At 73.6% G+C, this 20,351-nt stretch carries 23 protein-coding genes and 1 riboswitch; of the genes, 14 read left to right on the top strand and 9 right to left on the bottom strand.

The features are described 5' to 3' along the window. Window positions 1-47: 47 nt before the first annotated feature. The 5 genes from ACFV2S_RS15435 to ACFV2S_RS15455 all read right to left on the bottom strand — a co-directional run bounded on the left by ACFV2S_RS15435 (window position 48) and on the right by ACFV2S_RS15455 (window position 3,895). Entirely contained in the window at window positions 48-710 is a 663-nt protein-coding gene (locus ACFV2S_RS15435) for an urease accessory protein UreF (protein WP_383789434.1), read from the bottom strand. Continuing rightward, window positions 710-2,431, bottom strand: a complete 1,722-nt coding sequence (locus ACFV2S_RS15440; protein WP_383789431.1) for an urease subunit alpha — start codon at window positions 2,429-2,431, stop codon at window positions 710-712. The genes ACFV2S_RS15435 and ACFV2S_RS15440 overlap by 1 nt, the downstream gene beginning before the upstream one ends. Beyond that, entirely contained in the window at window positions 2,424-2,783 is a 360-nt protein-coding gene (locus ACFV2S_RS15445) for an urease subunit beta (RefSeq protein WP_383789429.1), read from the bottom strand. The genes ACFV2S_RS15440 and ACFV2S_RS15445 overlap by 8 nt, the downstream gene beginning before the upstream one ends. A gap of 13 nt (window positions 2,784-2,796) precedes the next feature. After that, window positions 2,797-3,099 (bottom strand): urease subunit gamma, encoded by a 303-nt coding sequence (locus tag ACFV2S_RS15450; protein ID WP_385558265.1) that lies wholly within the window; start codon window positions 3,097-3,099, stop codon window positions 2,797-2,799. A gap of 166 nt (window positions 3,100-3,265) precedes the next feature. Then, window positions 3,266-3,895 (bottom strand): TetR/AcrR family transcriptional regulator, encoded by a 630-nt coding sequence (locus tag ACFV2S_RS15455; protein ID WP_385558268.1) that lies wholly within the window; start codon window positions 3,893-3,895, stop codon window positions 3,266-3,268. 104 nt (window positions 3,896-3,999) lie between these two features. On the opposite strand from ACFV2S_RS15455, the gene ACFV2S_RS15460 reads away from it, so the two are divergent. Next, window positions 4,000-5,004, top strand: a complete 1,005-nt coding sequence (locus ACFV2S_RS15460; protein WP_385558271.1) for an ABC transporter permease — start codon at window positions 4,000-4,002, stop codon at window positions 5,002-5,004. Window positions 5,005-5,088: 84 nt separating this feature from the next. Here ACFV2S_RS15460 and ACFV2S_RS15465 read toward each other — a convergent pair whose 3' ends face one another. Next, window positions 5,089-5,367, bottom strand: a complete 279-nt coding sequence (locus tag ACFV2S_RS15465) for a type II toxin-antitoxin system Phd/YefM family antitoxin (RefSeq protein WP_383789418.1) — start codon at window positions 5,365-5,367, stop codon at window positions 5,089-5,091. A 63-nt stretch (window positions 5,368-5,430) separates the two neighbouring features. Between ACFV2S_RS15465 and ACFV2S_RS15470 the strand changes: the two genes are divergently transcribed. The 3 genes from ACFV2S_RS15470 to ACFV2S_RS15480 all read left to right on the top strand — a co-directional run bounded on the left by ACFV2S_RS15470 (window position 5,431) and on the right by ACFV2S_RS15480 (window position 7,363). After that, the gene (locus tag ACFV2S_RS15470) at window positions 5,431-6,048 is read left to right on the top strand and encodes an ATP-dependent Clp protease proteolytic subunit (protein ID WP_385558275.1); all 618 of its coding nucleotides are present in this window, start codon (window positions 5,431-5,433) and stop codon (window positions 6,046-6,048) included. Between the two features lie 7 nt (window positions 6,049-6,055). Further along, window positions 6,056-6,361 (top strand): hypothetical protein, encoded by a 306-nt coding sequence (locus ACFV2S_RS15475; RefSeq protein ID WP_383789413.1) that lies wholly within the window; start codon window positions 6,056-6,058, stop codon window positions 6,359-6,361. Window positions 6,362-6,761: 400 nt separating this feature from the next. Beyond that, a riboswitch (cyclic di-AMP (ydaO/yuaA leader) is annotated at window positions 6,762-6,883 on the top strand. Window positions 6,884-6,886: 3 nt separating this feature from the next. Beyond that, complete coding sequence (locus ACFV2S_RS15480; protein WP_385558278.1) at window positions 6,887-7,363, top strand: C40 family peptidase; 477 nt, start codon at window positions 6,887-6,889, stop codon at window positions 7,361-7,363. 63 nt (window positions 7,364-7,426) lie between these two features. Here the strand turns inward: ACFV2S_RS15480 and ACFV2S_RS15485 are convergent, their stop codons facing one another. Further along, the gene (locus tag ACFV2S_RS15485) at window positions 7,427-7,864 is read right to left on the bottom strand and encodes an ATP-binding protein (protein WP_385558281.1); all 438 of its coding nucleotides are present in this window, start codon (window positions 7,862-7,864) and stop codon (window positions 7,427-7,429) included. Between the two features lie 170 nt (window positions 7,865-8,034). Then, entirely contained in the window at window positions 8,035-9,213 is a 1,179-nt protein-coding gene (locus ACFV2S_RS15490; protein WP_385558284.1) for an 8-amino-7-oxononanoate synthase, read from the bottom strand. 143 nt (window positions 9,214-9,356) lie between these two features. Here ACFV2S_RS15490 and bioB point away from each other — a divergent pair, with 143 nt between their 5' ends. From bioB to ACFV2S_RS15530, 8 genes are all read left to right on the top strand, one after another. After that, window positions 9,357-10,589, top strand: a complete 1,233-nt coding sequence (gene bioB / locus ACFV2S_RS15495) for a biotin synthase BioB (protein ID WP_383789402.1) — start codon at window positions 9,357-9,359, stop codon at window positions 10,587-10,589. Further along, the gene (locus tag ACFV2S_RS15500; RefSeq protein WP_385558288.1) at window positions 10,582-11,880 is read left to right on the top strand and encodes an adenosylmethionine--8-amino-7-oxononanoate transaminase; all 1,299 of its coding nucleotides are present in this window, start codon (window positions 10,582-10,584) and stop codon (window positions 11,878-11,880) included. Before bioB ends, ACFV2S_RS15500 begins: the two co-directional genes overlap by 8 nt. Before the next feature lie 80 nt (window positions 11,881-11,960). Then, window positions 11,961-12,692 (top strand): dethiobiotin synthase, encoded by a 732-nt coding sequence (bioD, locus tag ACFV2S_RS15505; RefSeq protein ID WP_385558291.1) that lies wholly within the window; start codon window positions 11,961-11,963, stop codon window positions 12,690-12,692. A gap of 4 nt (window positions 12,693-12,696) precedes the next feature. Then, entirely contained in the window at window positions 12,697-13,041 is a 345-nt protein-coding gene (locus ACFV2S_RS15510) for a VOC family protein (RefSeq protein WP_385558294.1), read from the top strand. 11 nt (window positions 13,042-13,052) lie between these two features. Next, window positions 13,053-13,706 (top strand): class I SAM-dependent methyltransferase, encoded by a 654-nt coding sequence (locus tag ACFV2S_RS15515; RefSeq protein WP_385558297.1) that lies wholly within the window; start codon window positions 13,053-13,055, stop codon window positions 13,704-13,706. A gap of 40 nt (window positions 13,707-13,746) precedes the next feature. Further along, a complete protein-coding gene (locus tag ACFV2S_RS15520) occupies window positions 13,747-14,175 on the top strand; it encodes a GNAT family N-acetyltransferase (RefSeq protein ID WP_385558300.1) in 429 nt (142 codons plus the stop codon). A 173-nt stretch (window positions 14,176-14,348) separates the two neighbouring features. Then, window positions 14,349-15,689 carry a hemolysin family protein gene (locus ACFV2S_RS15525; RefSeq protein WP_385558303.1) on the top strand — a complete coding sequence of 447 codons (1,341 nt, stop codon included), beginning with the start codon at window positions 14,349-14,351 and terminating at the stop codon, window positions 15,687-15,689. Further along, a complete protein-coding gene (locus ACFV2S_RS15530; RefSeq protein WP_383799304.1) occupies window positions 15,686-16,705 on the top strand; it encodes a hemolysin family protein in 1,020 nt (339 codons plus the stop codon). The genes ACFV2S_RS15525 and ACFV2S_RS15530 overlap by 4 nt, the downstream gene beginning before the upstream one ends. 67 nt (window positions 16,706-16,772) lie before the next feature. Here ACFV2S_RS15530 and ACFV2S_RS15535 read toward each other — a convergent pair whose 3' ends face one another. Further along, on the bottom strand, window positions 16,773-17,879 hold the full coding sequence (locus ACFV2S_RS15535) for a maleylpyruvate isomerase N-terminal domain-containing protein (RefSeq protein WP_385558306.1): 1,107 nt from the start codon (window positions 17,877-17,879) through the stop codon (window positions 16,773-16,775). 63 nt (window positions 17,880-17,942) lie between these two features. Here ACFV2S_RS15535 and ACFV2S_RS15540 point away from each other — a divergent pair, with 63 nt between their 5' ends. Both ACFV2S_RS15540 and purB read left to right on the top strand, forming a co-directional pair. Further along, complete coding sequence (locus ACFV2S_RS15540) at window positions 17,943-18,725, top strand: SGNH/GDSL hydrolase family protein (RefSeq protein WP_385558309.1); 783 nt, start codon at window positions 17,943-17,945, stop codon at window positions 18,723-18,725. A 96-nt stretch (window positions 18,726-18,821) separates the two neighbouring features. Next, window positions 18,822-20,264: an adenylosuccinate lyase gene (purB, locus tag ACFV2S_RS15545; protein ID WP_385558312.1), complete on the top strand. Its 1,443-nt coding sequence runs from the start codon at window positions 18,822-18,824 to the stop codon at window positions 20,262-20,264. Window positions 20,265-20,351: the final 87 nt, after the last annotated feature.

Raw genomic sequence — 20,351 nt, forward strand, 5'->3', positions numbered from 1 at the left:
GGATTCTCAGGAGGCGGTGCTCAGGAGGCGGTGCGCGGGCGCGGCGCTCACGACGCGAAGAGGCGGACGGGCCAGGCCGCGTGCTGTTCGGCCATGAGGTCGAGCAGCGGTGCGGAGGCGGCGGGCAGGGCGTCGATCCCCTCCCGGGCGGCCGCGGCGGCGCGCTCGGCCACCTGGTCCATCTCGGGTGCGAGGCGGGCCAGGACGGCGGTGGCCTGGTAGGGGTCGAGGCTCAGGAGGCGGACGACGGCGGTCGCCGGTCCGCCGACCGTCTCGTACGCGACGCAGTGCGCCGCGTCCTCGGGGGCGAGCCCTGCGGCACGGGCGGCGGTGCCCAGGACGACGGGCTGGTGCGCGCCGCGCGGGAACGCGGCGGCGAGCGCGTCGAGTTCGGGGCTCGGCCAGGTGGCGCGGGCGGCCCGCATCAGCTGCCGGCCGAGTCTGCGGGCGGCGGCGCGCAGGGCCGGAGAGGGGGTACGGGCGTCGGCCGCCGCGTCGAGCTCGTACGGGTCGAGTCCGTGCGCGGCTCCCGCGGCGAGCGCGGCGGAGGTGAGGCCCGTGGTGTGCAGGCGGCCTCGGCAGAAGGTCTCCAGGCCGGCGGCGTCCTCGATGCGGCCGGCCCGGACGGCGGCCTCGGCGCCGCCGGAGTGGGCGTGCCCGCCGGCGGGGAATCGCCCGTCGGCGAGCACGAGGAGGGTCGCGCGCGACATCAGAAGAGGAAGTAACGCTGGGCCATGGGCAGTTCGGCGGCGGGGGCCGGTTCGACCGTCTCGCCGTCGATGCTGACCGAGAACGTGTCGGCGTCGACCTCGACCCGGGGCAGTGCGTCGTTCTCGCGCATGTCGGCCTTGGTGACCCGCCGGGTGGAGCCGATGGGGGCGAACTCCTTGTGGACGCCGAGCTTCTGGGGCAGGTCGTCCTCGATCGCCGCCTGCGCCACGAAGTTGATCGAACCGGCGGCCGCGGCGCGGCCGAGGGAGCCGAACATCGGGCGGGGCAGGATCGGCTGCGGCGTGGGGATGGAGGCGTTGGCGTCGCCCATCTGCGCGTAGGCGATCTGGCCGCCCTTCACGACGACGAGGGGCTTCACGCCGAAGAAGGCGGGCTCCCAGAGGACCAGGTCGGCGAGCTTGCCGGGCTCGACCGAGCCGACGAGGTGGCCCATGCCCTGGGCGACGGCCGGGTTGATCGTGTACTTGGCGACGTAGCGGCGGGCCCGGTGGTTGTCGGCGGCGCCGTCGCCGGGCAGGGCGCCGCGGCGCTTCTTCATGACGTGGGCGGTCTGCCAGGTCCGCATGATCACCTCGCCGATCCGGCCCATGGCCTGGGAGTCGGAGGAGATGATCGAGATGGCCCCCAGGTCGTGGAGGACGTCCTCGGCGGCGATGGTGGAGGGCCGGATGCGGGACTCGGCGAAGGCGAGGTCCTCGGGGACGGCCGGGTTGAGGTGGTGGCAGACCATCAGCATGTCGAGGTGTTCCTCGATGGTGTTGACGGTGTGCGGCCGGGTCGGGTTGGTCGAGCTGGGCAGCACGTACGGCTCGGAGACGACCGTGATGATGTCGGGGGCGTGCCCGCCGCCGGCGCCCTCGGTGTGGTACGCGTGGATGGTGCGTCCGGCGATGGCGGCGAGGGTGTCGCCGACGAAGCCCGCCTCGTTCAGGGTGTCGGTGTGGATGGCGAGCTGGGCGCCCGTCTCCTCGCAGACGCCCAGGCAGGCGTCGATGACGGCGGGGGTGGCCCCCCAGTCCTCGTGGATCTTGAAGCCGAGGGCGCCGCCGCGCAGCTGGGAGTGCATCGCCTCCCGGGACATCGTGTTGCCCTTGCCGAGCAGGCCGATGTTGACGGGGAAGGTGTCCAGGGCCTCGAACATCCGGGCCATGTGCCAGGGGCCGGGCGTGATCGTGGTGGCCTTGGTGCCCTCGGCCGGTCCGGTGCCGCCTCCGACGAGGGTGGTCACTCCGGTGGCGAGGGCCTGCTCGACGACGGTCGGCGAGATGAAGTGGACGTGGGTGTCGACGGCGCCGGCGGTGACGATGCGGCCGTTGCCGACGATGATCTCGGTCTCGGGGCCGATGACGAGGTCGGGGTGGACCCCGTCCATCGTGTCGGGGTTGCCGGCCTTGCCGAGGGCGGTGATGCGGCCGTCCCGGATGCCGATGTCCGCCTTGACGACGCCCCAGTGGTCGATGACCACGGCGCCGGTGATGACGGTGTCGGGAGCGCCCTCGGCGCGGGTGGTGCGGGCCTGGCCCATGGACTCGCGGATGACCTTGCCGCCGCCGAAGACGGCTTCCTCACCCGCGCGGCCGGGGCCGCCGCAGCGGTCCTCCTCGATCTCGACGAGGAGGTCGGTGTCGGCGAGCCGGATGCGGTCGCCGGCGGTGGGGCCGAACAGGTCGGCGTAGACGGCGCGGTGGAGGTCAGGCACGGTCGCCGTCCTTGTCCTGTCGGGTGGTCTCGGAGGAGCCGGGGGCGTCGAGGGGGCCGGCGGTCTCGCCGCGCAGGCCGGGGACGATCCGGCGGCCGGCGATCGGCACGAGCTCGACCTCGACGGGGATGCCGGGCTCGAAGCGGACGGCGGTGCCCGCGGCGATGTGCAGCCGCCGCCCGCGGGCGGCGGCGCGGTCGAACTCCAGGCCGGGGTTGACCTCGGCGAAGTGGTAGTGGGAGCCGACCTGGACGGGCCGGTCGGCGGCGTTGAGCACGGTCAGGCGGGTGACGGGGCGCCCCTCGTTGAGGGCGACGGGACCGTCCGCGTACAGGATCTCTCCGGGGATCATCTGCGGCCGCCCCTCAGATGATCGGGTCGTGGACGGTGACGAGCTTGGTGCCGTCCGGGAAGGTGGCCTCGACCTGGACGTCGTGGATCATCTCGGGGATGCCTTCCATGACCTCGTCGCGGGTGAGCACCTTGCGCCCGGAGGCCATCAGCTCCGCGACGGTGCGGCCGTCGCGGGCGCCTTCCAGGATGTGGGACGTGAGGAGTGCGACGGCCTCGGGGTGGTTGAGCCGCACACCGCGGGCCCGGCGCTTCTCGGCCACGTCGGCCGCCACATGGATGAGCAGGCGCTCCTGCTCGTGCGGGCTCAGTTGCACTCTTCCACCTCACAGTCGTCGACCGGGACGGGACCCGGACAGCTGCGGACCCTACCGACCGTCAACACTTTGTTGAACTGCGGAGATGCGGTGCGCGGCAAGACATTGCACGTTAGGGCGGAAGTTTTTCCGGCTGGTTAACTCGGACTTTGCGATCTCATGATCATCAAGCCGGAGTGGTCCCCTTCGGTACGGACATCGACATCAGGCCACGCAGTCCGTCCTCCAGGACCTCGACCGCCACGTCGCCGAAGAGCGCCTGCTGGGCGATGAAACCCTGGGCGGTGGCGATGAGGGTGCGTGCCACATGGTCGGAAGGGACGTCGGCGCGCAGCAGACCGCTCTCCCGGTACGCGGTCACGAGCCCGGTCCAGGCGACCCGCATGCCGTCGTAGCCCTCGACGAGGGTCCGGGCCAGCTCCTCGTTGCGCAGGGTCTCGGTCCACACCTGGATGATCAGGCGCGCGAAGGCCTGCCGGTCGGCGCCCTCGACCCGCTCCTCCAGGAAGAGCCGGAGGACCGCGCCGAGCAGGACGTCCGGGGTGGGCGGCGGCGTGGCGCGGGAGGCCTCCTCGAAGGCGGCCCGGATCGAGGTGAAGGCCTCGGTGGCGATGGCCCCGATCAGCTCCTCCTTGCCGCGGAAGTAGCGGTAGACCGCCCCTGCGGACAGCCCCACCTCCGCGAGCACGTCCTGCATGGACGTCGCGTGGAAGCCGTTGCGGGCGAAGCAGCGCGCGGCGCCGTCGAGGATCTGGCGCCGGCGGGCGTCGAGGTGTTCCTGGGAGACACGTGCCATGGCCCGAACCTAAAACGAATGTTCATTCTTGACAACTTCCAAGGGGCGGCGCACGCTGGGCCCGCAGTAAAACGAACGATCCTTCTCTTTGAATCGAGGCCGTCATGTCCGCCGCCACCGCCCCCTCGGCCGCCGTCGGGCGCAGAACCCTCGCGGTCCTCCTGCTGATACCCGTCGTCGCCGCCCTGGTCCTCGCGGTCTTCGCCTGGCCCGCCGCGCGCATCGCCCCCCGCGACCTGCCGATCGGCGTGGCCGGGCCCGCCGCCGCGGCCGAGGCGGTCGAGCGGGGGCTCGGGCGGCACGCCGGGGCCTTCGAGATCCACCGGTACGCGGACGCCGGCGCCGCCCGGGCCGCGATCGAGGACCGCGACGTGTACGGAGCCGTCGTCGTCACCCCGGGCGGTACGGAGCTCCTGACGGCCTCGGCGGGCAGCCCCGTCGTGGCCGGACTGCTGCGCGAAGCCGTGACCGCGCAGGCCCCGGCGGGTGCACCGGTCGCGGTGACGGACGTGGTCGCGGCACCTGCGGGCGACCCGCGCGGCGCCGTGCTCGGCGCGAGCCTGCTGCCCCTGGCCCTCGCCGGGGCGGCCACGGGCGTCGTCACGGTCCTGCTGGGTCTGCGCGGCGCACGTGCCGCGGCGGTCCTGGCGGGCGCGTCGGCGCTCGCGGGGCTCGTGGGCGCGGCGCTCGCCGACAGCTGGCTCGGCGCGCTGACCGGTGACTGGTGGGCCGAGGCCGGGATCCTCGGCCTGACCGTGCTGGCGATCGGCTCGGCCTTCGCGGGGCTCGCGACGCTGCTGGGGAAGCCCGGCTTCGGGCTCGGGGCCGCCCTGACGATCCTGCTCGGCAACGCGTTCTCGGGGATGTCGAGCGCGCCGGAGCTGCTGCCCACCGGCGTGGGTGCGCTCGGCCAGTGGCTGCCCCCGGGCGCCGCGGGCTCGGCCCTCCGGTCGGTCTCCGCCTTCGACGGCGCGGCGGCGGGCCGCCCCGTCCTGGTCCTCGCCCTCTGGGCGGCGGCGGGCCTGGCCGCGACCGCGCTGGGCGCCCGGCGCCGGACGGAGGCGGCTCCCGCGCCGGAGCGGGTCCCCGCGCCGGTGCCGGTGAACTGAGACCGCACCCCCCGACGGCCGCGTACCCCCGCTGTAGCGGACGGGGGTGCGCGGCTTCTTCGTGCCCCGCGCCGGGAGAGCCCGTCAGGAGGCGCCGGGATCGCGGTGGTGGGCGGCGATGCCGAAGCGGCGCTGTTCGCCGGGAGCGGAGTCGACCGGGCGCAGGGAGGAGAGCGAACTGACCACCTGCTCGTCGGCGGGCTTCTCGGCAGCCTCGAGTTCCTCCAGGTCAGCGGCGGAGACCAGGGCGACGAGCGGCTTCCCGTGGCGGGTGACGACGACGCGTTCGCCGCCGTAGACGACGCGGTTGATGAGGTCGGCGAGCTCTGCCCGCGCTTGCGTCACCGGGATCTCGTAGGTCATGCTCCTCATCTTACGGCCTGTACGTCCTGTACATTTTTTACAGACAGCTGGAGGTGCTCAGCCATGGACGCCCGCTACGTCCTGCCCGAGTTCACGGAGCGGACCGGTTTCGGTGCACGGACCCTCGACCCGTACTCGAAGCTCCTGGAAGGCCGGATCGTCTTCCTCGGCACGCCGATCGACGAGATCTCGGCCAACGACGTCATCGCACAGTTCCTGCACCTCGATCACGCGGCCCCCGGCCAGGACATCTCGCTCTACATCAACTCCCCCGGCGGCTCGATCACCGCCATGACCGCGATCCACGACACGATGCGGACGCTCCACTGCGACGTGGCGACCACCTGCCTGGGCCAGGCCTCCTCCACCGCCGCCGTCCTGCTCGCCGCCGGCACCCCGGGCAAGCGGCTCGCCCTCCCCGGCGCCCGCGTGACCCTGCGTCAGCCGGCCATGGACGAACCCCTCCAGGGGCAGCCGAGCGACCTCGACATCCACGCGCGCGAGCTGCTGCGGCTGCGCGCCCTGGTGGCCGGGATGCTCACCGAGTACACCGGGCGGAGCCGGGAGCGGATCGACGCCGACATCGACCGCCTCACCGTCCTGGACGCGCCGGCGGCCGTCGCGTACGGCCTGGTGGACCACGTGATCACGAGCCGGCGCGACGCCGGCGCGGCGCGGTGAGCCGGCCGTGGTGCCCGAGCTGCCGCCGCTGCCCGCGCTGACGCGGGCCGAGGGCGAGTTGGTCGACGCCTACCTCGAAGTCGTCGACCTCCTGGGGAGGATCAACCCGTCCAGGGGCACGCACACCTACGGGGCGCTGCGGGCGGCGCAGGCCCTGGTGGGGCGCGCGGAGGCGCTGCTCGGGGCCCTGACGCTCATGCACGTGCGGGGCGAGAGCGAGGTGCACGCGGACACCCTGGCGCGCGCGCTGAGGGTGCTGGACGGAGAGCGCCGCACCGGCCGCGTCACGGTCCCCCGCACACCCGAGAGTTGACATTCCGGCATGTCGTGTCGAGGTCCGGACGGCCGACGCGGATCGCAGGATCGCTCCCCCGTTCGGCGTAGTCGACGAGTCGACAATGGTGTGGGGTGAGTTGCGCAACAGGTGTACACATCTGGCGGAATAGGGCATTCCGTTGCTGGTGCGGGGCTCGTGGGCCAAACCTCCGACGATCACGAAAGCAGCCTGTCCACCCGAATGGATCAGTCGTGAGGAGCCTCACATATCGCCGTTTCAGCTCGGATTTCGCCCTCGTTGTGGGTCAAGATCCCTGTCGACGACAAGCCCCCGCCATCCGAGGCGGGGCGGTCCGGGCGGACGCCGAGTCCTGCCGCTGTCCCGGATGTCTGGTCGACAGGAGTGGATCGGCAGGAGTGGAGGACCCGAGCAGTACGGGACGTACGCGCTGTTTCCGCAGCGGGGCCGTCCCTTGGGGTGAAGCCGCAGCCGCGGCCGGGCATCTTCGCCAGCCCGAACCCGACAGGTCATCCTTCGCAGGCGGCTGACGAAGGGTTGCGCATGACTGCGCAGATGCACGTCCCGTCCCTGCTGTCCCGGGCCGGAGCCGTCTCGGCTCTCACCCTCGCCGCCGTCGGCGGCACGATGCTCGCACCCGGTGCGGCGTCGCAGGCCCAGGCGGCAACCACCTACGCGAACAAGGCACTGAGCGTCGCCGCGTCCAAGAAGGGAGCCCCGTACCGGTACGGGAGCGCCGGACCCTCCAGGTTCGACTGCTCCGGTCTGACGCTCTACGCGTACAAGAAGGCGGGCAAGTCGCTGCCCCGCACCGCGCAGCAGCAGTACAACAAGACCCGGCACATCTCCGCGTCCAGCAGACAGAAGGGGGACCTGGTCTTCTTCCACTCCGGCGGGAGCGTCTACCACGTGGGCATCTACGCCGGAAGCGGCAGGATCTGGCACTCGCCCAAGACGGGGTCCTGGGTGAAGCTCGACAAGATCTGGACGTCGAAGGTCTCCTACGGCCGCGTCCGATGACGCCCGCCGGGCACTGACCGGCCCGGGGGCGCGGTGGCGCCGCCGCACCCCCGGGCCGGGGCGTCAGGCGTACGAGGCGGCCGTCCGGGTCCACGGCAGGGTGATCCAGACCGTCTTGCCGCCCTCCTCGGTCGGAGTGACCGAGAGCCGGCCGCCCGCCTCGGCGGCCAGGGACCGGATGATGACCATGCCCCGGCCGTTGTCCTGCTGGACCGCCGCCGGGAGCCGGCGGGGCCACCGCGGATGGCTGTCGGTGACCCCGATGTGCAGGCGCTCCTCGCGCTCCAGGCGGACGTCGACCGTGAAGGTCGGCGACTGGCCGAAGGTGTGCACGACCGCGTTGGTGGCCAGTTCCGAGACCATCAGGCGGATCGCGTCCGCCAGGTCGTCGGCACCGTCCAGGCCCCACCCGTCGAGGACCTCCGCGACGTACCGCCGGGCCGTGGGGACCGACGCGGGGTCGCTCGGCAGCGTGACGGATGCTTCCTGGTGGTCTGCCATGGCGACGCTGTCCCTTTCCCGCCGGGGCTTCGGCCCCGGATCGCGCTTCGCGTCAGAGTCCCACCGATCCTGCCGCTCCGCCGGGCGTTCCACCAAGATATGTCCCCATCTGTCGCCCGAAGCGGTGAACTCTGCCGCCCGTGAACGACCTTGAGGCTCCCGACGGGATGTCAGACGGCCGGTGCGGTCCGCAGGATCGTCTCCACCGCGCGCCCGATCTCCGCGTCCGACAGGTCGGCCCGGGCCGTGAGCCGCAGCCGCGAGATGCCGTCCGGGACGGACGGGGGCCGGAAGCAGCCCACCGCGAGCCCCGCGTCGCGGCAGTCCGCCGCCCAGCGCAGCGCCGCCTCCGGGGAGGGCGCGTGGACCGAGACGACGGCCGCGTCGGGACGCGCCGCGGTGAGGCCGGCCTCCGTGAGAAGCCGGTGGAGGGTGGTGGCGACCGTACGCGCCCGCCCGGCCAGGCCCGGTTCGGCCGCGATCAGACGCAGGCTCGCCAGCGCGCCGCCCGCGGCGGCCGGGGCGAGCCCGGTGTCGAAGATGAAGGTGCGGGCCGCGTTCACCAGGTGCTCGATCACCCGGGCCGGGCCGAGGACGGCCCCGCCCTGGCTGCCGAGGGACTTGGAGAGGGTCAGGGTGGCGACGACGTCCTCGTCGCCCGCGAGCCCGGCCTCGTGCGGGGCGCCGCGCCCGCCGTCGCCCAGGACGCCGAAGCCGTGGGCGTCGTCGACGACGAGTCCGGCGCCGTGCGCGCGGCAGGCGTCGGCGAGCTCGCGGAGCGGGGCCTTGTCACCGTCGACGGAGAAGACCGAGTCGCTGACGACCAGCGCCCGGCGCCCCGGGTGCGCGTCCAGGGTCTTGGCCACGGCCTCGGGGTCGGTGTGCGGGACGACGGCGGTCTCGGCACGCGCGAGGCGGCAGCCGTCGACGATCGAGGCGTGGTTGGAGGCGTCGGAGACGATCAGGGCGTCCCGGCCGCCGAGCGCGGTGAGCGCGGCGAGGTTGGCGGTGTAGCCGGACGAGAAGACCAGGGCCGCCTCGAAACCGCAGAACTCCGCCAGTTCGCGCTCCAGGCGGGTGTGCAGCCGGGTGGTGCCGGTGACGAGCCGCGAGCCGGTGGCACCGGCGCCCCAGCGCCTGGCCGCCTCGGCCGCCGCCTCGGTGACCTCGGGGCGGCGGGTGAGGCCGAGGTAGTCGTTGCCCGCCAGGTCCAGGAGGTCCGACTCGGCCGCGCGGGGCCGCAGCGTCCGCACGAGACCGGCCTCGGCCCGGCGGCGCGCCTCGGCGTCGGTCCAGTCGAAGGCGGTGCGGTGCGGGCCCGCGGCCGGCGCGTCGTCGTCCCGTGGCATGCGGCGATCCTTTTGTAGGCAGCGCACAGACCCTAACCGGAGGATGCCGAGGTCGGGATGTGGTCATCCACACACCTCGATCGGAGGCGTTTGTTCGGATCCTCCTTGGCCCGGGGGCGGGCGGTAGGCAAGGATCTCGGGTTATGGACCTCCTGAACACACTGGTGGAGAAGGGGCTGCGGCGCGAGCTGCCGACCCGTGAAGAAGCGCTCGCCGTCCTGGCGACCTCCGACGACGAACTGCTCGATGTGGTGGCGGCGGCCGGGAAGGTGCGCCGTCAGTGGTTCGGGCGCCGGGTCAAGCTCAACTACCTGGTCAACCTGAAGTCCGGTCTCTGTCCCGAGGACTGCTCGTACTGCTCGCAGCGGCTCGGCTCGAAGGCCGAGATCCTCAAGTACACGTGGCTGAAGCCGGACGAGGCCTCGCAGGCCGCGGCGGCGGGCGTCGCGGGCGGCGCGAAGCGGGTCTGCCTGGTGGCCAGCGGCCGCGGTCCGACGGACCGGGACGTGGAGCGCGTCGGGAAGACCATCGAGGCGATCAAGGAGCAGAACGAGGGCGTCGAGGTGTGCGCCTGCCTCGGTCTGCTCTCGGACGGCCAGGCGGAGCGGCTGCGGGAGGCCGGCGCCGACGCGTACAACCACAACCTGAACACCTCCGAGGCGACGTACGAGGGCATCACCAAGACCCACACGTACGCCGACCGGGTGGACACCGTGCAGAAGGCGCACGCCGCCGGTCTGTCGGCCTGCTCGGGCCTGATCGCGGGCATGGGCGAGACCGACGAGGACCTCGTCGACGTCGTCTACGCGCTGCGCGAGCTCGACTCCGACTCGGTGCCGGTCAACTTCCTCATCCCCTTCGAGGGCACCCCGCTCGCCAAGGAGTGGAACCTCACCCCGCAGCGCTGCCTGCGGATCCTCGCGATGGTCCGGTTCGTCTGCCCCGACGTCGAGGTGCGGATCGCGGGCGGCCGTGAGGTGCACCTGCGCTCGATGCAGCCGCTGGCGCTGAACATCGCGAACTCGATCTTCCTCGGCGACTACCTGACCAGCGAGGGCCAGGCCGGCCAGGCCGACCTGGACATGATCGCGGACGCGGGCTTCGAGGTGGAGGGCGCGGGGACGACCACGCTGCCGAAGCACCGCGCGGACGCCCTCGCGGCGGCCGGCGCGACGGGCGGCTGCGGTACGGCGTCCTCGGCGGGCTGCGGCTCGGAGGCCGCGTCCGGCTGCGGCTCGCACGGCGAGGAGGGCGGCGGCTGCGGTCCCTGCGGCGGTCACGCGGCTCCGGCGGCGCCCGCCGCGAACGAGGCCCGCACCGACCTGGTGGCCGTGCGCCGCCGGGGCGCCGGGACGGACCTCGCGCCGAATGCGTGACGGCGACCCCCTCGGCAACGGCGAACTCCTCGCCCTGGACCGGGCGCACGTCTGGCATCCGTACGGCCCCATGCCGGGCCGTGCGGAGCCGCTGGTCGTCGCGTCCGCGTCCGGTGTGCGGCTCCGGCTCGCCGAACCCGCCGAGGGCCGGGACGAGTTGATCGACGGCATGTCCTCGTGGTGGTCGGCGGTCCACGGCTACAACCACCCCGTGCTCAACGAGGCGGTGAGCGGTCAGCTGGAGAAGATGAGCCACGTCATGTTCGGCGGGCTCACCCACGAGCCGGCCGTCCGGCTCGCCGCCCGGCTCGTGGAGATCACCCCGGAGCCGCTGCGGCACGTCTTCCTCAGCGACTCGGGCTCGGTCTCCGTCGAGGTCGCGGCCAAGATGTGCCTGCAGTACTGGCGTTCCCTGGGCCGTCCCGGGAAGCAGCGGCTCCTCACCTGGCGCGGCGGCTACCACGGCGACACCTGGCAGCCGATGTCGGTGTGCGACCCGGAGGGCGGGATGCACGAGCTGTGGACGGGGGTGCTCCAGCCGCAGGTCTTCGTGGACGCGCCGCCGGCCGCGTACGAGGAGTCGTACGCGGAGCTGCTGCGGAGCCGGATCGCCGAGCACGCGCACGAGCTGGCCGCGGTCATCGTGGAGCCGGTCGTGCAGGGCGCGGGCGGGATGCGCTTCCACGACCCGGCGTACCTCCGGGTGCTGCGGGAGGCCTGCGACGCGCATGACGTCCTGCTGGTCCTCGACGAGATCGCGACCGGTTTCGGCCGGACGGGCACGCTGTTCGCCGCCGACCAGGCCGGGATCTCCCCCGACGTGATGTGCGTGGGCAAGGCGCTGACCGGCGGCTATCTGTCGATGGCGGCCACCCTCTGCACCAGCCGGGTGGCCGACGGGATCTCGCGCGGCGAGGTCCCGGTCCTGGCGCACGGGCCGACGTTCATGGGGAACCCGCTGGCGTCGGCGGTCGCCCTGGCCTCGATCGACCTGCTCCTCTCGCAGGACTGGCAGGTCGAGGTCAAGCGGATCGAGACGGGGCTGCGGGACGGGCTCGCCCCGGCGGCCGGTCTCCCGGGCGTCCGCGAGGTGCGGGTGCTCGGCGCGATCGGCGTGGTCCAGCTCGACCACGAGGTCGACATGGCGGCGGCGACGCGCGCGGCGGTCCGGGAGGGCGTGTGGCTGCGCCCGTTCCGCGACCTGATCTACACGATGCCGCCGTACGTGACGGGCGACGAGGACCTGGCCCGGATCTGCGCGGCGGTGCGGGCGGCCGCGGCCGCGGGCTGACCACGGGCGGGACCGCGCCCGCGTGGGCGCGGTCCCGCCCGGCCGCCCCCCCCTGTACAGCAGTGAGAGAGGACATCTTCATGACCGTCATCGTCGTCAGCGGCACCGGCACCGAGATCGGCAAGACCGTCGTCACCGCGGCCGTCGCCGCCGTCGCCACGGCCGCCGGGCGGTCCGTCGCCGTCCTGAAGCCCGCGCAGACGGGCGTCGGGCCGGACGACCGGGGCGACGCGGACGAGGTCGTACGGCTCTCGGGCGCCGCGGCCTCCGCCGAGCTGGGCCGCTTCCCCGAGCCGCTGGCCCCCGGGACCGCGGCCCGCCGGGCGGGGCTCGCCCCGGTCGGCCCCCGGGAGGTCGCCGAGGCCGCCCGGAAGCTGGCGGACGCGCACGACCTGGTCCTCGTGGAGGGGGCGGGCGGGCTGCTCGTCCGCTTCGACGAGGAGGGCGGCACGCTCGCCGACGCCGCCGCGCTGCTCGGGGCTCCGGTCCTCGTGGTGGCCCCGGCCGGCCTGGGGACGCTCAACTCGGTGGCCCTGACGGCCGAGGCGCTGCGGGCCCGCGGGATCGAGCAGCTGGGCGTGGTCGTCGGCAGCTGGCCGGACGCACCGGACCTCGCGGCGCGCTGCAACCTCGTGGACCTGCCGCAGGCGGCGGGCGCTCCGCTGCTCGGGGCCGTACCGGAGGGGTCGGGGGCGCTGGACCCGGCGGAGTTCCGGGCGGCGGCGGGCGGCTGGCTGACGGCGGAGCTCGGCGGCGCCTGGGACGCGGAGGCGTTCGCGGAGGCGCAGGCGGCTCCGGTCTCCGTAGGCTGACGTCATGCGCGCACACGTTCAGGAGATCGTCTTCGACTGCGCGGCCCCGGCGGCGCTCGTCCGCTTCTGGGCCGGGCTCCTGGGCGGTGAGCCCGTCGACCGGAGCGAGGACTGGTCGTACGTGGATCCGCCGGAGTTCGTACGGATCGCCTTCCAGCGGGTGCCGGAGGGCAAGGCCGCGAAGAACCGGCTCCATCTCGACCTGGAGGTGCCGGACCCGGCACGGGCCGCCGAGGAGGCGCTGCCGCTCGGGGCGGTCACGGTCGGCGGGCTCGTCACCGACGAGCAGGGCTCCTTCCAGGTCATGCGGGACCCGGAGGGCAACGAGTTCTGCTTCGTGACGGGCTGAGGAGACCGACGATGACGCGCCACGGCTCGCCTCCACGGGTCCACCACCCGTGGTTCGCCCGCTTCTACGCCCGGTTCAGCGCCTCGGCCGACGCGCGGGGCGGGCTCGCCGCCCTGCGGACCGAGCTGCTCGCCGGGCTCTCCGGCCGGGTCGTGGAGATCGGCGCGGGGAACGGCCTGAACTTCGCGCACTACCCGGCCGGCGTCACCGGGGTCCTCGCCGTCGAACCGGAGGCACATCTGCGTGCTCTCGCCGAGGAGGCCGCGCGCCGGGCCCCGGTACCGGTCACCGTGGTGCCGGGCACCGCCGAGGCGCTGCCGGAGCCCGACGGGTCCTTCGACGCGGCGGTGGCCTCGCTGGTGCTGTGCACCGTACGGGACGTGCCGGCGGCCCTCGCCGAGCTGCGGCGGGTCCTGCGTCCCGGCGGCGAGCTGCGGTTCTTCGAGCACGGCGCGGCGGACACGCCCGGCCTCGCGCGGGTGCAGCGCGGCCTGGACCGCACGGTCTGGCCCCTGCTCTTCGGCGGCTGCCACACCTCCCGGGCGCCGCTCGCGGCGATCGGGACGGCCGGCTTCGACCTCGTCGCGCACCGCTCCTTCGACGTACCGGAGCAGGGCCCCCGGCTGCCGTCCTCTCCCTGTGTCCTGGGCACGGCCCGGCGGTGAACCCTGGCAGCGGGGGCGCCCGGCGTGATGGGATCGGGCCATGATCGATGTGAAGATTCGCGCCGCCCTGACCGACGAGGCGGAGGCCGTCCTGGAGTTCTGGCGGGAGTCCGCCGAGGGGACGTCCATCTCGGACGACGTGCGCGGGGTGACCCGGCTCCTGGAGCGCGATCCCGAGGCGCTGATCCTGGCCACGCTGCCCGACGGCCGGATCGTGGGGTCCGTGATCGCCGGCTGGGACGGCTGGCGGGCCTCGCTCTACCGGCTGGCCGTGCTGCCCTCGCACCGCCGGCAGGGCATCTCGACGGCGCTGCTGCGCGCGGCGGAGGACCGTTTCGCCGCACTCGGCGGGCGGCGCGCGGACGCGATGGTCCTGGTGGCGAACGAGACGGCGCACGCCGCGTGGGGGGCCGCGGGGTACGAGCGCCAGGAGCAGTGGCGCCGGTGGGTGAAGCCGTTCACCGCGTGAGCGGGCCCGGCCATCACCCCGCTTTGCCGATCCTTTACCATGGTCTCTCATCCCCCGACGACCGAAAGGTGTGAGCGTCCGCCCATGGGCGAGCCTCCCAGTAGCACTGGTTCCGACCATCGACATCGAGCGATCCCCCTCCCGCTGACTGATCATGGGACGGAGGTGAACCGATGACCGAAGTGCTTCTGCTCGTGGTGGCGCTCCTGCTCGCTCTCGCGTGCGGTGCGTTCGTCGCGGCCGAGTTCTCGCTGACCACGGTCGAGCGCGGCGAGCTCGAGGACGCCGTCGAGCGCGGCGAGCGGGGGGCCGCGAGCGCCCTCAAGGCCGTCCGCTCCCTCACCTTCCAGCTCTCCGGCGCGCAGCTCGGCATCACCGTGACCAACCTGGTCGTCGGCATGCTCTCCGAACCCTCGATCGCCGCACTGCTCCGCGGCCCCGTGGAGGCGCTCGGCCTCTCGGCCTCGGTGGCCTCCTCGGTCGCCCTCGTCCTGGGCACCGCCCTGTCGACCGTCGTCCTGATGGTCGTCGGCGAGCTGGTCCCCAAGAACTGGGCGATCTCCTCGCCGCTCGCCGTGGCGAAGGTGGTGGCCACCCCGCAACGGGTGTTCACGGCCGCCTTCAAGCCGCTGATCAGCCACCTCAACAACACCGCGAACCGGATCCTGCGCCGCCTCGGCATGGAGCCGACAGAGGAGCTCGCCTCCGCGCGCTCCCCGCAGGAGCTCGTGGCGCTCGCCCGGCACTCCGCGAAGGAGGGCGCCCTGGAGGCCGACACGGCCGAGCTGTTCGTCCGTACCCTCAACCTCGCCGAGCTGACCGCGGAGAACGTGATGACGCCGCGCGTGCAGGTGACCGCCCTGGAGGTGCAGGCCACCGCCGAGGACGTCGCCAACGCGACCCGCGCGACCGGCCTGTCCCGCTTCCCCGTCTACCGGGGCAGCCTCGACGCGGTCGTCGGCATCGCCCACATCAAGGACGTGCTCGCGATACCCGCCGAGGAGCGGCCCCGCCGCCGGATCGGCGAGATGCTGCGCGAGCCGCTGCTCGTCCCCGAGTCGCTGACCGTGGACCGGCTGCTCGACCGGCTCTCGGGCCGGCAGACCATGGCCGTCGTCATCGACGAGTACGGCGGCACCGCCGGGGTCGTCACCCTGGAGGACATCGTCGAGGAGGTCGTCGGCGAGGTCCGCGACGAGCACGACCCGCACGAGACGCCGGACCTGGCACGGGCGGGCGAGGACGAGGACGGGCGCGAGCTGTGGTCCGCCGACGGCGCCGCCCGCACGGACCAGCTGGCCGCGATCGGCCTGCGCGCGCCGGACGGCCCGTACGAGACGCTCGCGGGCTTCGTCGCCCACGAGCTGGGCCGGATCCCCGCCGCAGGGGACAGCGTGGAGCTCGCCGGGTGGCGGCTCGACGTCGTCGACGCCCAGGGCCGCCGCGCCGCGCGCGTGCTGCTGCACGCCCCCGCGCAGGACGCCGGGGACGAGTCCGGGGAGGCCGGCCGATGATCGCGATCCAGTTGTTGATCGGTCTGCTCACGCTGGTCGTCAACGCCTTCTTCGTCGGTGCCGAGTTCGCCCTGATCTCGGTCCGCCGCAGCCAGATCGAACCCCTGGCCGAGTCCGGGAACCGGCGGGCGCGCAGCGTCATCTGGGGCCTGGAGCACGTCTCCGCGATGCTCGCGGCGGCGCAGCTCGGCATCACGCTCTGCACCCTGGTCCTCGGCATCGTCGCCGAACCGGCCATCGCGCACCTGCTCGAACCGGTCTTCGACGCCGTCGGCGTCCCGCACGGCCTGGTGCACCCGATCTCGTTCGTGATCGCGCTGTCGGTCGCGACCTACCTGCACATGCTGCTCGGCGAGATGGTCCCGAAGAACATCGCGCTCGCCGAGCCGACGCGCTCCGCCCTGCTCCTCGGGCCGCCGCTGGTGACGCTGGCGCGGGCGCTGCGGCCGGTGATCTTCGCGATCAACGCCTTCGCCAACGCCCTGCTCAGGCTCCTGCGGGTGGACGTCAAGGACGAGGTCTCGGCGACCTTCTCGGACGACGAGCTGGCCCGGATGGTCACCGACGCGGGCGACGCGGGTCTCCTGGACGACCGGGCCGCCGAGCGGCTGCACGACGCCCTGGAGCTGGGCCGGCGTCCCGTGCGGGACGTCGTGATGCCGGCCGAGAAGGTGGTGTACGCACAGGTCGGCACCACCCCGGAGGAGCTGGAGGCGCTGTCGTCGCGGACCGGCTTCTCCCGCTTCCCGATGGTCGACGCCGAGCGGCGCATCCTGGGCTACCTGCACGTCAAGGACGCCCTGGACATCACCCCGCGCGACCTGCCGTTCCCCGTGTCGGCGCTGCGGCCGATCGCCCGGGTGCGGGCGGCGACGCCGCTGGACGACGTCCTCACCGCGATGCGCCGCAGCCGGACCCACCTGGCCGCCGTGCTCGACGAGGACGGCAAGCCGGCGGGCCTGGTGACGATGGAGGACGTGCTGCGGGAGCTGGTGGGGCGCCCGGCGGCGCCGTGACGCCGTGACGCCGTGACGCACTGAAAGGAAGGGCCCCGGGAGTGGATCCCGGGGCCCTTCCGGCGTGTCAGAGCGCGGTGGCCGCGAGCCAGTCGTCGAGCAGGTCCCGGTCGCCGGTGTGCGCGAAGCGCGGGTCGCCGGCCGCGTACCGGCGGTGCAGCAGGAGCAGCAGCTCCCCGGTGTCCGCCGCGACGACACCGGCGGTCGGTTCGGGGCCCCCGCTCCCCCGGGTCCACCTGAAGCCCCCGTCGCCGAGGGCGAGGGTCCGGACGAAGCCGGTGTCCCGGGCGGCGAGGCGCAGGACGGCGCCGTCGCGGTCGAGGTGGGCGAGCGGCTCGGCGATCCAGGGGATGTACGGGGCGTCGGTGAGGAAGTGGTCGATCGCGTCGGCGGCGGTGCGGGGGTCGGTCGACGGAGCGTCCTCCCCGAGGGCGAGTGCGGCGTCGGCGAGGTGGACGACCGCCTCGGCGAGCAGCCGCCGGGGGTGGTAGCGGACGTGCGGGTCCGCCCCCGGGGACCAGACCGGAGCGTCCGGGTCGGCGGTGCTCAGGGCCGTGAGCACGCTCTCGGCACCGGCGGTCAGCCAGTCGGCGTGCGCGGCGGGATCCGCCGGCGGATCGAGCGGGACGTCCTCCACCGGGACCCGGACGGTGGCCCGGGCCCGCACCAGGTGCTCGGTCCAGCGGTGGACCGCGCCGAGGTGGCGGGTCAGGTCCGCGAGCGTCCAGCCGGGACAGGTGGGCACCGGTGTCGCCGGATCGGCGTCCCGCACGAGGGCGGCGAAGTTCCGTACGTGCTCGGCGACGGCCGCGCAGGTGGCCGCGTGGGCGTCGGCGGCAGAACCGGAGCCGGGCGCGGACGCCCCGCCTCCGCCCGGCAGGGCGGTGAGAGCGGCCGGGACAACTCCTCCGGGGCCTCCGGGGCCGCAGAGGTGCTCGGCGACCCGGGTCAGGTCGGCCCGCCGGGGCCCCGGCGGGTGCCGCAGCGCGGCCTCGCGGAAGAGGCCGTCGAGGGCGCGGCGGTCGGCCGCCGCGAGTCTGGACAGGGTGTGCCCGGTGTTCTCCAGCCACTTCACGGCCGTGTCCGGATCGAGGTCCTCGTCGTCGGAGGTCTCGACCGCCGTCACCAGCTCCGCCAGCGCCTCGGCCAGCGTGCTCAGGAGCGCGTCGCTCATCGGATCTCCCCTCCCGGGTTCTCCACGGCACCCGCGCATACCGCGCGGTATGATCGCTCCGCCATGGAGATCAATGCCACGTACAACAGTCTCGTCGCCGTCGGGGACAGCTTCACCGAGGGTATGTCGGACCTGAAGCCCGACGGTTCCTACCGGGGCTGGGCCGACGTCCTCGCGGGCCGGCTCGCCGCCCGCTCGCCCGGCTTCCGCTACGCCAACCTCGCCGTGCGCGGCAAGCTCATCGGCCAGATCGTCGACGAGCAAGTCGGCCTGGCCGCAGGCATGAAGGCCGATGTGGTGACCCTGGTCGGCGGGCTCAACGACACCCTGCGCCCCAAGGTCGACATGGTCCGCGTCCGGGACCTGCTCACCGAGGCAGTGGAACGCCTCACACCCTCCTGCGGGCAGCTGGTGCTCATGCGCAGCCCCGGCCGCGAAGGGCCGGTCATGGAGCGCTTCCGGCCCCGCATGGAGCAGCTCTTCGCCCACATCGACGGGCTCGCCGCCGAGCACGGCGCCCTGGTCGTCGACCTGTACGGGGCTCCGTCGCTCGGCGACCCCCGGCTGTGGGACGTGGACCGGCTCCATCTGACGGCCGACGGGCACCGGCGGGTCGCCGAGGCCGTCTGGCAGGCGCTGGGCCTCGCACCCGAGGAGGACTGGCGCACGCCGCTGCCCCCGGCCGTACAGCCCGGCTGGGCGAGCCGCCGGATCGCGGACGCCCGCTTCGCGAAGGAGCATCTGGGACCCTGGATCGGACGGCGCCTGACCGGCCGCTCCTCGGGGGACGGTCGCGCGCCCAAGCGCCCCGAGCTGCTGCCGTACGAGTCGCCGGCCGGTCCGTAGGCGGGGGACACCCGCGCGCGTGACCTGCGTCTCGTAGCAAGCTCCACACGGGACCGTGGCGCTGGCCTGCAGAAACCACCAGTAAACTCTGTCCACGTGACTGCTGTGACTGCGAAGCCCCGCATCCCCAACGTTCTGGCCGGCCGCTACGCCTCCGCGGAGCTCGCCGTCCTCTGGTCCCCCGAGCAGAAGGTGAAGCTGGAGCGTCAGCTGTGGCTCGCCGTGCTCCGTGCGCAGAAGGACCTCGGGATCGAGGTTCCGGACGCCGCCCTCGCCGACTACGAGCGCGCGCTCGACCAGGTCGACCTCGGCTCCATCGCCGAGCGCGAGAAGGTCACCCGGCACGACGTGAAGGCCCGCATCGAGGAGTTCAACGCCCTCGCCGGCCACGAGCACGTCCACAAGGGCATGACCTCGCGCGACCTCACCGAGAACGTCGAGCAGCTCCAGATCCGGCTCTCCCTGGAGCTGATGCGGGACCGCACGGTCGCCGTCCTCGCCCGCCTCGGCAAGCTCTCCGGCGAGTACGCGGAGCTGGTCATGGCCGGCCGCTCGCACAACGTGGCCGCCCAGGCGACCACCCTCGGCAAGCGCTTCGCGACCGCCGCGGACGAGCTGCTCGTCGCGTACGCCCGCCTGGAGGAGCTGCTCGGCCGCTACCCGCTGCGCGGCATCAAGGGCCCGGTCGGCACCGCCCAGGACATGCTGGACCTGCTCGGCGGCGACGCGGGCAAGCTCGCCGACCTGGAGCAGCGGATCGCCGGCCACCTCGGCTTCGCGCACGCCTTCACCTCGGTCGGCCAGGTCTACCCGCGCTCGCTCGACTACGACGTGGTCACCTCGCTGGTGCAGCTGGCCGCCGCGCCGTCCTCGATCGCCAAGACGATCCGTCTGATGGCGGGCCACGAGCTGGTCACCGAGGGCTTCAAGCCCGGCCAGGTCGGCTCCTCGGCGATGCCGCACAAGATGAACACCCGCTCCTGCGAGCGCGTCAACGGCCTCATGGTCATCCTGCGCGGCTACGCCTCGATGACCGGCGAGCTGGCGGGCGACCAGTGGAACGAGGGCGACGTGTCCTGCTCCGTGGTCCGCCGCGTCGCCCTGCCGGACGCCTTCTTCGCGCTGGACGGCCTCCTGGAGACCTTCCTCACCGTGCTCGACGAGTTCGGCGCGTTCCCGGCCGTCGTCGCGCGCGAACTCGACCGCTACCTGCCGTTCCTGGCGACCACCAAGGTCCTCATGGGCGCCGTGCGCGCCGGGGTCGGCCGCGAGGTCGCCCACGAGGCGATCAAGGAGAACGCCGTCGCCTCCGCCCTCGCCATGCGCGAGCAGGGCACCGTGCAGAACGAGCTGCTCGACAAGCTGGCCGCCGACGAGCGGATCCCGCTGGACCGGGCGCAGCTCGACGAGCTGATGGCCGACAAGCTGTCCTTCACGGGCGCCGCCGCCGATCAGGTCGCGTCCGTGGTCTCCCGCGTCGAGGAGATCCTGAAGCAGCACCCGGAGGCCGCCGCCTACACCCCCGGGGCGATCCTCTGACCCGGACTCCCCGGTTCACCCAGGAGGAGCTGGAGGGGGGGGGGGGGGCGGCCGCCGCGGGGCGGCCAGACAGAGGGGGGCGCGCGC

The sequence above is a fragment of the Streptomyces sp. NPDC059695 genome (assembly GCF_042733785.1).
In the GTDB taxonomy this organism is placed as follows: Bacteria; Actinomycetota; Actinomycetes; order Streptomycetales; family Streptomycetaceae; genus Streptomyces.